The sequence below is a fragment of the Ensifer sp. M14 genome, assembly GCF_003355565.1.
Classification (GTDB): domain Bacteria; phylum Pseudomonadota; class Alphaproteobacteria; order Rhizobiales; family Rhizobiaceae; genus Ensifer.
The window spans coordinates 3,306,078-3,317,035 of the sequence record NZ_QJNR01000004.1; the positions used below are offsets into that span (position 1 = coordinate 3,306,078).

16 protein-coding genes are annotated in these 10,958 nt (G+C 58.7%); 1 reads left to right on the plus strand and 15 read right to left on the minus strand.

Annotation, left to right across the window (positions count from 1 at the left end; genetic code table 11):
- Positions 1 to 169: 169 nt before the first annotated feature.
- The 15 genes from rpsQ to rpsL all read right to left on the minus strand — a co-directional run bounded on the left by rpsQ (position 170) and on the right by rpsL (position 10,038).
- Positions 170 to 406, minus strand: a complete 237-nt coding sequence (rpsQ, locus tag BLJAPNOD_RS16065; RefSeq protein ID WP_115420481.1) for a 30S ribosomal protein S17 — start codon at positions 404 to 406, stop codon at positions 170 to 172.
- Between the two features lie 12 nt (positions 407 to 418).
- Positions 419 to 619 (minus strand): 50S ribosomal protein L29, encoded by a 201-nt coding sequence (gene rpmC, locus BLJAPNOD_RS16070; protein WP_025426672.1) that lies wholly within the window; start codon positions 617 to 619, stop codon positions 419 to 421.
- A 12-nt stretch (positions 620 to 631) separates the two neighbouring features.
- On the minus strand, positions 632 to 1,045 hold the full coding sequence (rplP, locus tag BLJAPNOD_RS16075; protein WP_025426671.1) for a 50S ribosomal protein L16: 414 nt from the start codon (positions 1,043 to 1,045) through the stop codon (positions 632 to 634).
- A gap of 38 nt (positions 1,046 to 1,083) precedes the next feature.
- Complete coding sequence (gene rpsC, locus BLJAPNOD_RS16080) at positions 1,084 to 1,797, minus strand: 30S ribosomal protein S3 (protein ID WP_077498425.1); 714 nt, start codon at positions 1,795 to 1,797, stop codon at positions 1,084 to 1,086.
- A complete protein-coding gene (gene rplV / locus BLJAPNOD_RS16085; protein ID WP_025426669.1) occupies positions 1,797 to 2,186 on the minus strand; it encodes a 50S ribosomal protein L22 in 390 nt (129 codons plus the stop codon). Before rplV ends, rpsC begins: the two co-directional genes overlap by 1 nt.
- Positions 2,187 to 2,188: 2 nt before the next feature.
- On the minus strand, positions 2,189 to 2,467 hold the full coding sequence (gene rpsS / locus BLJAPNOD_RS16090; protein WP_025426668.1) for a 30S ribosomal protein S19: 279 nt from the start codon (positions 2,465 to 2,467) through the stop codon (positions 2,189 to 2,191).
- Between the two features lie 15 nt (positions 2,468 to 2,482).
- A complete protein-coding gene (gene rplB / locus BLJAPNOD_RS16095; protein WP_077498426.1) occupies positions 2,483 to 3,322 on the minus strand; it encodes a 50S ribosomal protein L2 in 840 nt (279 codons plus the stop codon).
- 43 nt (positions 3,323 to 3,365) lie between these two features.
- Positions 3,366 to 3,659: a 50S ribosomal protein L23 gene (locus BLJAPNOD_RS16100; protein WP_025426666.1), complete on the minus strand. Its 294-nt coding sequence runs from the start codon at positions 3,657 to 3,659 to the stop codon at positions 3,366 to 3,368.
- Positions 3,656 to 4,276 (minus strand): 50S ribosomal protein L4, encoded by a 621-nt coding sequence (gene rplD / locus BLJAPNOD_RS16105; protein WP_025426665.1) that lies wholly within the window; start codon positions 4,274 to 4,276, stop codon positions 3,656 to 3,658. The genes BLJAPNOD_RS16100 and rplD overlap by 4 nt, the downstream gene beginning before the upstream one ends.
- Before the next feature lie 12 nt (positions 4,277 to 4,288).
- A complete protein-coding gene (gene rplC, locus BLJAPNOD_RS16110; RefSeq protein WP_025426664.1) occupies positions 4,289 to 4,975 on the minus strand; it encodes a 50S ribosomal protein L3 in 687 nt (228 codons plus the stop codon).
- A 140-nt stretch (positions 4,976 to 5,115) separates the two neighbouring features.
- Positions 5,116 to 5,424, minus strand: a complete 309-nt coding sequence (gene rpsJ / locus BLJAPNOD_RS16115; RefSeq protein ID WP_003507767.1) for a 30S ribosomal protein S10 — start codon at positions 5,422 to 5,424, stop codon at positions 5,116 to 5,118.
- Between the two features lie 316 nt (positions 5,425 to 5,740).
- The gene (gene tuf, locus BLJAPNOD_RS16120; protein ID WP_077498427.1) at positions 5,741 to 6,916 is read right to left on the minus strand and encodes an elongation factor Tu; all 1,176 of its coding nucleotides are present in this window, start codon (positions 6,914 to 6,916) and stop codon (positions 5,741 to 5,743) included.
- Positions 6,917 to 6,987: 71 nt separating this feature from the next.
- Positions 6,988 to 9,087: an elongation factor G gene (gene fusA / locus BLJAPNOD_RS16125; RefSeq protein WP_077498428.1), complete on the minus strand. Its 2,100-nt coding sequence runs from the start codon at positions 9,085 to 9,087 to the stop codon at positions 6,988 to 6,990.
- A 29-nt stretch (positions 9,088 to 9,116) separates the two neighbouring features.
- The gene (gene rpsG / locus BLJAPNOD_RS16130) at positions 9,117 to 9,587 is read right to left on the minus strand and encodes a 30S ribosomal protein S7 (protein WP_077498429.1); all 471 of its coding nucleotides are present in this window, start codon (positions 9,585 to 9,587) and stop codon (positions 9,117 to 9,119) included.
- A 79-nt stretch (positions 9,588 to 9,666) separates the two neighbouring features.
- Positions 9,667 to 10,038, minus strand: a complete 372-nt coding sequence (gene rpsL / locus BLJAPNOD_RS16135) for a 30S ribosomal protein S12 (RefSeq protein WP_003507760.1) — start codon at positions 10,036 to 10,038, stop codon at positions 9,667 to 9,669.
- A 562-nt stretch (positions 10,039 to 10,600) separates the two neighbouring features.
- Here rpsL and BLJAPNOD_RS16140 point away from each other — a divergent pair.
- Positions 10,601 to 10,897, plus strand: coding sequence for a transcriptional regulator (locus BLJAPNOD_RS16140; protein ID WP_077498430.1), 297 nt, complete (start codon positions 10,601 to 10,603; stop codon positions 10,895 to 10,897).
- Positions 10,898 to 10,958 lie beyond the last annotated feature (61 nt).

Sequence of the window (10,958 nt, forward strand, 5' to 3'; positions counted from 1 at the left end):
CCTTCTTGTTGTTACCGGGCCGGTTGGGTCTAGACCCCCTCGCCCGGCTTATTGTGCCTATCTCAAAGCAAAAGAACGCCCGGACTCGAGCGTTCCTCTACTTCAATTGCGTGCTTCATACAGGTATTTGCCCAAGACGCAAGGGTCTCGCGGTCAAAACCCGCAGAAATCAAGCCTGGGCGGCAATCACCGTCCAGCGCTTATCCTTGGAGATCGGCGCGCATTCCTCGATGGAAACAACGTCACCAACCTTGTACTGGTTGCTTTCGTCGTGCGCCTTGTACTTCTTCGAACGGCGAACGGTCTTCTGGAGAATCGGGTGCGCAAAGCGGCGCTCGACTCTGACGACGACGGTCTTGTCGTTCTTGTCGCTGACGACTGTGCCCTGCAGAATGCGTTTCGGCATATTTTGTGGTCCTTAGGCCTTGGCTTCTGCCGCCTTCTGGCGGGCAATTGTTTTGACGCGTGCGATGTCCTTACGGACTTCGTCGATACGCGACGACTTTTCGAGCTGGCCGGTTGCCTTCTGGAAACGCAGATTGAACTGCTCTTTCTTCAGCTTGGCAAGCTCTTCGTTGAGTTGATCGGCGCTCAGAGCGCGAACATCTGCGGCTTTCATGAGATTCACTCCTTACTCTGCGATACGCTGCACGAAGCGCGTCTTGACAGAGAGCTTGGCAGCACCAAGACGAAGTGCCTCACGGGCGAGTTCTTCGCTGACACCATCGATCTCGAACATCATACGACCAGGCTTGACCTTGCACGCCCAGTATTCAACCGAGCCCTTACCCTTACCCATACGGACTTCGGTAGGCTTGGCGGTGACCGGAACGTCAGGGAACACACGGATCCAGACGCGGCCGGCGCGCTTCATATGGCGGGTGATCGCACGGCGGGCCGCTTCGATCTCGCGCGCATTGACGCGGTTTGGTTCTTGAGCCTTCAGGCCGAATTCACCAAAGGAAAGATCAGATCCGCCCTTGGCTACGCCCTTGATGCGGCCCTTGAATTGCTTGCGATACTTCGTACGCTTTGGCTGCAACATTTTTTTAATTCTCCGATATTGGCTGCCACGCGCGCATGTTACGCGTTTTCGCGACGACGCTCTCTGCTGCTGCCGCCCTGGTTGTCACTCTCGATCGCGCGACGCTCGGAAGCCATCGGATCGTGCTCAAGGATTTCGCCCTTGAAGATCCAGACCTTGATGCCGCAGATACCGAAAGCGGTTTGAGCTTCAGACGTACCGTAGTCGATGTCCGCACGCAGGGTGTGCAGCGGAACGCGACCTTCGCGGTACCATTCCGTACGAGCGATTTCGGCACCACCAAGACGACCGGCGCAGGTGATCTTGATGCCTTCGGCGCCAAGACGCATGGCCGACTGAACAGCGCGCTTCATCGCACGGCGGAAAGCCACGCGGCGCTCGAGCTGCTGAGCGATCGACTGAGCAACGAGGGTTGCGTCAACTTCCGGCTTACGCACTTCAACGATGTTGAGATGGGTTTCGGAGTTGGTCATCTCGGAAAGCTTCTTGCGGAGCTTTTCGATGTCTGCGCCCTTCTTGCCGATGATCAGACCCGGACGAGCCGAGTGGATCGTGACGCGGCACTTCTTGTGCGGACGCTCGATCACGACCTTGGCAATGCCAGCGGCCTTGAGCTCTTCCATCAGGTAGGCGCGGATCTTCAGGTCTTCATGAAGAAGCTGACCGTATTCCGCGTTATCAGCGAACCAACGGCTATCCCAGGTCCGGTTGATGCCGAGACGGAAACCGATCGGATTAATCTTCTGGCCCATTATGCAGCCTCCCCTTTGGCTTCCACTTCACGAACGACGATCGTCAAGTGAGAGAACGGCTTTTCAACACGCGATGCACGGCCGCGACCACGAGCGTGGAAGCGCTTCATCACAATCGACTTGCCAACATACGCCTCGGCAACGATGAGCGAATCAACGTCGAGGTCGTGGTTGTTTTCAGCGTTTGCGATCGCGGATTCAAGCGTCTTCTTGACCGTCTCGGAGATCCGCTTGCGCGAGAACTCGAGTTCGGCCAGAGCGCGCTCGACCTTCTTGCCGCGGATCATCGCGGCAACCAGGTTGAGCTTCTGGGGGCTGACGCGGATCGTGCGCGCAATTGCCTGCGCTTCATTATCCTTCAGCCGGCGTTCGGCTTTTGCCTTGCCCATTGTTACTTCCTCTTTGCCTTCTTGTCCGCACCATGACCGTAATAGGTCCGGGTCGGAGAGAATTCACCGAACTTGTGTCCGACCATTTCTTCTGACACCGAAACGGGAACATGCTTGTTGCCGTTGTAGACGCCGAAGGTGAGACCCACGAACTGCGGAAGGATCGTGGAGCGACGGCTCCACATCTTGATCACTTCGTTACGACCGCCGTCACGAACCTTCTCAGCCTTCTTGAGAAGATAGCCGTCAACAAACGGACCTTTCCATACTGAACGAGCCACTTGAGACTTCCTCTCTTACTTCTTGCGCTGGTGACGCGACCGCATGATGAACTTGTCGGTCGACTTGTTGGAGCGCGTCCGCTTGCCCTTCGTCGGCTTGCCCCAAGGGGTAACCGGGTGGCGACCACCGGACGTACGGCCTTCACCACCGCCGTGCGGGTGGTCAACCGGGTTCATGACGACGCCGCGAACGTGCGGCTTCTTACCGCGCCAGCGCGAACGACCAGCCTTACCGTCATTGATGTTGCCGTGATCGGGGTTCGATACAGCACCGATGGATGCAAGGCAAGAGCCGTGCACGAGGCGCTGTTCGCCAGAGTTCAGGCGAAGGATCGCCATGCCCTGGTCACGACCAACGAGCTGAGCGTAGGTACCGGCAGAGCGAGCGAGCTGACCACCCTTGCCCGGCTTCATTTCCACGTTGTGGATGATGGAGCCGACCGGGATGAACTGCAGCGGCATGGTGTTGCCGGGCTTTACGTCGACAGCTGCCTTTGCCGAAGCGATGACCTTGTCGCCGGCAGCGAGACGCTGCGGAGCGAGGATGTAGGCCTGTTCGCCATCGGCGTAGGTTACCAGCGCGATGAAAGCGGTGCGGTTCGGGTCATATTCCAGACGCTCGACGGTGCCTTCAATGTCGAACTTGCGACGCTTGAAGTCGACCAGACGGTAGGTCCGCTTGTGACCGCCGCCCTGAAAGCGAACGGTGATACGACCGAGGTTGTTGCGACCGCCCTTGGAGTGCAGACCTTCGGTCAGCGCCTTTACCGGCTTGCCCTTGTAGAGGCCGGACCGGTCAACGATGACCAGCTGGCGCTGGCTCGGGGTCGTCGGATTGAAACTTTTCAATGCCATTTTATTGTTCCCTTTTGGGTTTTTACCCTAATGGGCCTATCCGTTAGAGACCGGTGGAGACGTCGATGGACTGACCGTCGGCGAGCGTGATGATCGCCTTCTTCACGTCCTTCTGCTTCCCGGTAAAGCCGCGGAAGCGCTTGGTCTTGCCCTTGCGGACGAGCGTGTTCACGGCTGTAACCTTGACGCCGAACAGCGCTTCGACAGCAGCCTTGATTTCAGGCTTCGAAGCACCCTTGGCGACGTTGAAGACGATCTGGTTCTGTTCGGAAACCAGCGTCGACTTTTCAGTGATCGAGGGAGACACGATCACGTCGTAGTGGCGAAGATCCGTCATTTGAACCGCTCCTCCAGAGCTTCCACGGCAGCCTTGGAAAGCACGAGCTTGCCACGGCGCAGAATGTCGTAAACGTTGATGCCCTGAACCGGCAGAACGTCCACATTCGGAATGTTCTGAGCGGCGAGCTTGAAGTTGTTCTCGATTTCGGCGCCGCCGATAATCAGAGCATTGGTCAGACCGAGCGAGGCGAAAACGCCAGCCAGGGTCTTGGTCTTTGCTTCTGCGGCAACGAGATCGTCGAGAACGATGATGTTTTCAGCCTTCAGCTTGGCAGACAGAGCGTGGCGAAGACCGAGCGCACGGACCTTCTTCGGCAGGTCATGGGCGTGGCTGCGAACAACCGGGCCATGAGCCTTACCACCACCACGGAACTGCGGGGCGCGAGCGGAATGGTGGCGGGCGCGGCCCGTACCCTTCTGCTTGTACATCTTGGCGCCGGTGCGCGAAACTTCCGCGCGGCCCTTGGCCTTGTGTGTGCCCTGCTGCTTCTTGGCGAGCTGCCAGCGAACGACGCGGGCAATGATGTCTTCACGGGGTTCGAGACCGAAAATGGCGTCCGAAAGGGAAACCTTTCCCGCGTCCTTGCCCTCGAGGGTTTTGACGGTGAGATCCATTATTCGGCTCCCTTACTTGGATGCTTCGGCGCGCACGGCCGCGGGGCGCGGTGCGCCTTCCGGGGTGCCCGACTTGATGGCGTCACGAACGACGATCCAGGCACCCTTGGAGCCGGGGACTGCGCCCTTGACCAGGATCAGACCACGATCTTCGTCGGTCGATACGACTTCGAGGTTCTGCGTGGTGACGCGCGTCTGGCCCATGTGACCAGCCATACGCTTGCCCTTCCAGACGCGACCCGGATCCTGGTTGGAGCCGGTCGAACCATGCGAGCGGTGCGATACGGAAACGCCGTGCGTTGCACGAAGGCCGCCGAAGTTGTGGCGCTTGATGGCGCCGGCAAAGCCCTTACCGATCGTGGTACCGGTTACGTCAACGAGCTGGCCCGCAACGAAATGGTTGGCGGTCAGTTCGGAGCCGATGTCGATCAGATTGTCCGCGGAAACGCGGAATTCGACGAGCTTCGCCTTCGGTTCGACGTTGGCAGCAGCAAAGTGGCCGCGCATCGCCTTCGGCGTGTTCTTAACCTTGGCAGTGCCGGCGCCCAACTGGACAGCGGTATAGCCGTTCTTGTCGTCCGTGCGCTGGGCTACCACCTGGCAGTTTTCCAGCCGCAGTACTGTTACCGGGATATGCTCGCCGGCGTCGTTGTAGACGCGCGTCATTCCCACTTTCTGTGCAATCACACCTGAACGCATCGGTTCATTCCTCTTGAGAGTTAACGTCGGGGCGAACCCCTCCGCATCTCTTGTTTAAGGTCTCCCTCTGCTCCTTGCGGAACGTCGGGTCGCCCGTTTCTGGAAGCCGTTGGACCGAAGCCCACGTACCTTCCTTGTTATTAAAGCTTAATTTCCACGTCGACACCGGCAGCGAGGTCGAGCTTCATCAGCGCGTCAACGGTCTGCGGGGTCGGATCTACGATATCGAGAAGGCGCTTGTGGGTACGCATTTCGAACTGTTCGCGGCTCTTCTTGTCGACGTGCGGCGAACGGTTGACCGTAAATTTTTCGATGCGCGTCGGCAGCGGTACTGGACCGCGCACGCTGGCACCGGTGCGCTTCGCCGTCGAGACGATTTCGCGCGTCGAGGCATCGAGGATCCGGTGATCAAACGCCTTGAGGCGGATGCGGATGTTCTGGCCGTTCATACGACTTATCCTTGTTCATGTTAATTGCGGTTTCCGTGGAGAAACGCGCATTGAACTTCGTTTAATGTTCGGCCAGTCCGCTAATTTTTCAAAGATCGGAGGGACAAGGTTTCCCCTGCCCCTTCCTATTTGAGCGGCCGTGGCCGGCCTGTACTTTCGTAATCGCACTATGCCGACGCACCGTGCAAATCACGCTTGCGCGCCATTTGCACTATTTCGGCGTCGTCGGCAAGCCGTGCGACCAATTAAATCATGCTGGGCGGCTATGTCCGAGGCGCATAACAATGCGCCTCGCCCACTACCGCCCTTTCGCCGATTACTCGACGATCGAAGCGACGATGCCGGCGCCGACGGTACGGCCGCCTTCGCGGATAGCGAAGCGCAGCTTTTCTTCCATCGCGATCGGAACGATCAGCTCAACGGCAACGGTGACGTTGTCGCCAGGCATAACCATTTCCGTGCCTTCCGGAAGTGTCACGATGCCCGTCACGTCCGTCGTGCGGAAGTAGAACTGCGGACGGTAGTTCGTGAAGAACGGCGTATGACGGCCGCCTTCTTCCTTCGTCAGGATGTAGGCTTCTGCCATGAACTTCTTGTGCGGCTTGACCGAACCCGGCTTGCACAGGATCTGACCACGCTCAACGCCGTCACGGTTAACACCACGGATCAGCGCGCCGATGTTGTCGCCGGCCTGGCCCTGGTCGAGCAGCTTGCGGAACATTTCAACGCCCGTAACCGTCGTCTTCGACGTGTCGCGGATGCCGACGATTTCAACTTCTTCGCCAACCTTGACAATGCCACGCTCAACGCGACCGGTCACAACCGTACCACGGCCCGAGATCGAGAACACGTCTTCGATCGGCATCAGGAACGGCAGGTCGATCGGACGCTCAGGCGTCGGGATGTAGGCGTCAACAGCCGCCATCAGCTCGCGGATCGCGTCTTCGCCGATCTTCTTGTCGGAATCTTCAAGAGCAGCAAGCGCCGAACCCTTGATGATCGGAATGTCGTCGCCCGGGAATTCGTAGGACGACAGAAGTTCGCGAACTTCAAGCTCGACGAGCTCGAGAAGCTCGGCGTCGTCAACCTGGTCAACCTTGTTCAGGAACACGACGATTGCCGGAACGCCAACCTGGCGAGCAAGCAGGATGTGCTCGCGGGTCTGCGGCATCGGGCCGTCAGCGGCCGAGCAAACCAGGATCGCGCCGTCCATCTGCGCTGCACCGGTGATCATGTTCTTGACGTAGTCGGCGTGGCCGGGGCAGTCGACGTGCGCGTAGTGACGGTTCGGCGTCTCATACTCAACGTGAGCCGTCGAAATCGTGATACCACGGGCCTTTTCTTCCGGAGCAGCGTCGATCTGGTCGTACGCCTTGTACTCGCCGAAGTACTTCGTGATCGCTGCGGTCAGCGACGTCTTGCCATGGTCAACGTGGCCAATCGTGCCAATGTTAACGTGCGGCTTGTTGCGCTCAAATTTGCTCTTTGCCATTTTCGGCTCTCCGTTTCCTGTCCCCTATCGGGGAAATCTTATCTATCTATTTCAGCGAAAGGGTATTCCGGTCACTTCTGACCGGAATACTTTGCCTGGATTTCCTGTGCGACGTTCGACGGGACCGGCGAATAGTGATCGAAGGTCATCGTGTACTGGGCGCGGCCCTGAGACATCGAGCGCAGGTTGTCCACGTACTTGAACATGTTTGCCAGCGGGACGTTCGCGTTGATGACAACGGCAACACCGCGCGCTTCCTGGCCCTGGATCTGGCCACGACGCGAGTTGAGGTCGCCGATAACGTCACCGACGTAATCTTCCGGCGTTACGACTTCGACCTTCATCATCGGCTCGAGGAGCTGAGCGCCGGCCTTCTTGGCTGCTTCACGGAAGCAAGCACGCGAAGCGATTTCGAACGCCAGAACCGACGAGTCGACATCGTGGAAGGCACCGTCGATGAGCGTCGCCTTGACGCCCAGCATCGGGAAGCCAGCCAACGGACCCGAAGACAGAACGCTTTCGATGCCCTTCTGAACGCCCGGGATGTATTCCTTCGGAACAGCACCACCAACGATCTTGGACTCGAACTTGAAGTCTTCGCCATCCGGGTTCGGTTCGAAGACGATCTTGACGCGCGCGAACTGGCCGGTACCACCGGACTGCTTCTTGTGCGTGTAGTCTTCTTCGTGCTGACGCGTGATGGTTTCGCGGTAGGCAACCTGCGGCGCGCCGACGGTTGCTTCGACCTTGAATTCGCGACGCATGCGGTCAACCAGGATGTCGAGGTGAAGTTCACCCATGCCTGCGATGATCGTCTGGCCGGACTCTTCGTCGGTCTTGACGCGGAACGACGGATCTTCTGCAGCCAGGCGGTTGAGCGCGAGGCCCATCTTTTCCTGGTCGCCCTTGGTCTTCGGCTCGATCGCGATCTGGATGACCGGCTCCGGGAATTCCATGCGCTCGAGGATAACCGGCTTCAGCGGGTCGCAAAGCGTATCGCCAGTGGTGGTTTCCTTGAGGCCAGCCAGAGCAACGATGTCGCCTGCGAAGGCTTCTTCGATGTCTTCACGGCTGTTGGAATGCATCTGCAGCATGCGGCCGACGCGCTCGCGCTTTTCCTTGACCGTGTTCATGACCGACGTGCCCTTTTCGAGCTTGCCGGAGTAGATGCGGGCGAAGGTGAGCGAACCGACGAAGGGGTCGTTCATGATCTTAAAAGCGAGCATCGAAAGCGGCTCGCTGTCATCAGCGTGACGCTCGGTCTCGGCTTCGGTCTTGACGTCGATGCCCTTGATCGCCGGGATATCCAGCGGCGACGGCAGGTAATCGACAACGGCGTCGAGCAGCGGCTGAACGCCCTTGTTCTTGAACGCGGTACCGCAGAACATCGGGTGGAACTTCACGTCGATCGTGCCACGGCGAACGAGCGCGCGGATCTGGTCGTTGTCAGGCAGGTTGCCTTCCAGGTACGCTTCGGTCGCGGCTTCGTCGATATCGACGACAGTCTCGATCAGAAGTTCGCGGTACTTCTGCGCTTCTGCCTTCATGTCATCCGGAATTTCGACGACGTCCCACTGAGCGCCGAGCGATTCGTCGCGCCAGATGAGAGCGTTCATCTCGATCAGGTCGATGACGCCCTTGAACTCGGTCTCAGCGCCGATCGGCAGTTGCATGACGACCGGGATCGCGCCAAGGCGCGACTTGATCATCGAGACAGAGCGGTAGAAGTCAGCACCGGTCTTGTCCATCTTGTTGCAGAAGATCATCCGCGGGACATTGTACTTCTCAGCCTGACGCCAGACGGTTTCCGTCTGCGGCTCAACACCGGCGTTGGCGTCGAGCAGAGCGATGGCACCGTCGAGAACGCGCAGCGAACGCTCGACTTCGATGGTGAAGTCAACGTGGCCGGGGGTGTCGATGATGTTGAAGCGGCGAGCCTTGCCGTCACGGCCCTTCCAGAAGGTCGTGGTCGCAGCAGACGTGATGGTGATGCCGCGTTCCTGCTCCTGCTCCATCCAGTCCATGGTAGCGGCGCCGTCGTGGACTTCGCCGATCTTATGGGACTTGCCGGTGTAGTAGAGAATACGTTCGGTCGTCGTCGTCTTGCCGGCGTCGATGTGCGCCATGATGCCGAAATTGCGGTAGTCTTCGATTTTGTATTCGCGAGCCATAGGGACTCCCTTTCGAAATTTGTCGTCGATTACCAGCGGTAGTGCGAGAATGCACGGTTGGCGTCGGCCATCTTGTGCGTGTCTTCGCGCTTCTTGACGGCGCTGCCGCGGTTGTTCGCAGCGTCCATGAGTTCGCCGCAGAGGCGATCAACCATGGTCGTTTCGTTGCGCTTGCGGGCAGCAGCAATCAGCCAGCGGATGGCGAGCGCCTGACGGCGTTCCGGACGAACGTCGACGGGAACCTGGTACGTTGCACCACCAACGCGACGCGAACGGACTTCGACGTGCGGAGCGATGTTGTCGAGCGCCGAATGGAACACGGCAACCGGCTCCTGCTTCAGCTTGCCCTGAACGGCATCAAAGGCACCGTAAACGATGCTTTCAGCAACCGACTTCTTGCCATGAAGCATGATGGCGTTCATGAACTTGGTGACAACCAGATCGCCGAACTTCGGGTCCGGATTGATCTCGCGCTTTTCTGCACTGTGACGACGTGACATACGTTTTGTCTCTCAACTGTTGACTGGCGCCTTAACACGCGGAGAACCTCGCGCAGCGCCGAATTCGTGAAACCCGAAATTACTTCGGACGCTTCGCACCGTACTTGGAGCGGCGCTGCTTGCGGTTCTTGACACCCTGCGTATCGAGAACGCCACGGATGATGTGGTAACGGACACCCGGAAGGTCCTTTACGCGGCCGCCGCGGATCATGACAACCGAGTGTTCCTGAAGGTTGTGACCTTCACCCGGAATATAGCCGATGACTTCGAAGCCGTTGGTCAGGCGAATCTTGGCAACCTTACGCAGAGCCGAGTTCGGCTTCTTCGGGGTCGTCGTGTAGACGCGCGTGCAAACGCCGCGCTTCTGCGGGTTTTCCTGCAGAGCAGGAACCTTGTTGCGCTTTACCTGTGCCTGACGCGGCTTGCGGATCAGCTGGTTTACGGTAGGCATGTAACCATCCCTTGCAAAATCTTGTCTCGTTACCCTTGCGGGCGGATCGTTGCCGTCGCCGGCGATACGAACGCCTGTAAAATGCGCAAACGAGGACCGATCCGCTTTATCGCGGATGGCCCTACAAAAAGCAGAGGACACACAATTTCGCGCGTCATGCGTGCAGCATTTTTTGTAGTCAGCGTGCGTTTTGAACCTTGTTTGAGGCGAACTCCAGAACGCGACGTTCCGAACCAGCCAGCCTCACATGGGCTCCGATGCGGCGGGGTGTACTGATTTCAAGGCCGACAGTCAAGGGCAATTAACAAATATTCTCCGGCATACAGGCCTGACATGCCCGGAAAACAAGGGTTTGGCACGGATCGGGACAGGCCGCCGCGACCCGGAATGCACTTGAACGAAGGCAGCTTCCGACAGGCTTAAGGAATCGGCAACCAGTTTGTGACGGTTTTCCACCGCAACGATTCTACCGCGCCAGCAAAGCCTGTGGCCTCCGATCTATTTCTTTCGCACTGCACTGAAAAGGGCGCTAAAGTCAGCCACGCACTCGAAAGGATATTCAATGAGCGTCACGCCTGACAACGACAATGCACCGGACGAGCCGATGGTCTTCATCATCATCGGCAAGGCCTACGAGACCGACGGAGACGAAGAAGGCGTCGACATTCACGTGATGTTGCGCGCACCCGACGACGATACGGCCGTACGCGAGGCGCTGAACGCGCTCGCCGAGGAAGGCTTCCTGGAGGCCGACCTCGACCAGATCGGCACCCTGACCGACGTGCCGAACGAGGAGCCGCATGCCTCGGCCTACCAGGGTGCCCTTGAAGGCGAAGTTGCGATCATCCGTTTCGCCTGAAGCCGCTGGCGCATGAGCGTCGCCACCTTCCAGCCTTCCCCAATGAAAAAGCCGCCCGGAT

What these genes read in the sequence shown, in the direction of transcription:
- rpsQ (WP_115420481.1), bottom strand. Translation starts at nt 406, where the DNA reads ATGCCGAAACGCATTCTGCAGGGCACAGTCGTCAGCGACAAGAACGAC.
- rpmC (WP_025426672.1), bottom strand. Translation starts at nt 619, where the DNA reads ATGAAAGCCGCAGATGTTCGCGCTCTGAGCGCCGATCAACTCAACGAA.
- rplP (WP_025426671.1), bottom strand. Translation starts at nt 1,045, where the DNA reads ATGTTGCAGCCAAAGCGTACGAAGTATCGCAAGCAATTCAAGGGCCGC.
- rpsC (WP_077498425.1), bottom strand. Translation starts at nt 1,797, where the DNA reads ATGGGCCAGAAGATTAATCCGATCGGTTTCCGTCTCGGCATCAACCGG.
- rplV (WP_025426669.1), bottom strand. Translation starts at nt 2,186, where the DNA reads ATGGGCAAGGCAAAAGCCGAACGCCGGCTGAAGGATAATGAAGCGCAG.
- rplB (WP_077498426.1), bottom strand. Translation starts at nt 3,322, where the DNA reads ATGGCATTGAAAAGTTTCAATCCGACGACCCCGAGCCAGCGCCAGCTG.
- BLJAPNOD_RS16100 (WP_025426666.1), bottom strand. Translation starts at nt 3,659, where the DNA reads ATGACGGATCTTCGCCACTACGACGTGATCGTGTCTCCCTCGATCACT.
- rplD (WP_025426665.1), bottom strand. Translation starts at nt 4,276, where the DNA reads ATGGATCTCACCGTCAAAACCCTCGAGGGCAAGGACGCGGGAAAGGTT.
- rplC (WP_025426664.1), bottom strand. Translation starts at nt 4,975, where the DNA reads ATGCGTTCAGGTGTGATTGCACAGAAAGTGGGAATGACGCGCGTCTAC.
- rpsJ (WP_003507767.1), bottom strand. Translation starts at nt 5,424, where the DNA reads ATGAACGGCCAGAACATCCGCATCCGCCTCAAGGCGTTTGATCACCGG.
- tuf (WP_077498427.1), bottom strand. Translation starts at nt 6,916, where the DNA reads ATGGCAAAGAGCAAATTTGAGCGCAACAAGCCGCACGTTAACATTGGC.
- fusA (WP_077498428.1), bottom strand. Translation starts at nt 9,087, where the DNA reads ATGGCTCGCGAATACAAAATCGAAGACTACCGCAATTTCGGCATCATG.
- rpsG (WP_077498429.1), bottom strand. Translation starts at nt 9,587, where the DNA reads ATGTCACGTCGTCACAGTGCAGAAAAGCGCGAGATCAATCCGGACCCG.
- rpsL (WP_003507760.1), bottom strand. Translation starts at nt 10,038, where the DNA reads ATGCCTACCGTAAACCAGCTGATCCGCAAGCCGCGTCAGGCACAGGTA.
- BLJAPNOD_RS16140 (WP_077498430.1), top strand. Translation starts at nt 10,601, where the DNA reads ATGAGCGTCACGCCTGACAACGACAATGCACCGGACGAGCCGATGGTC.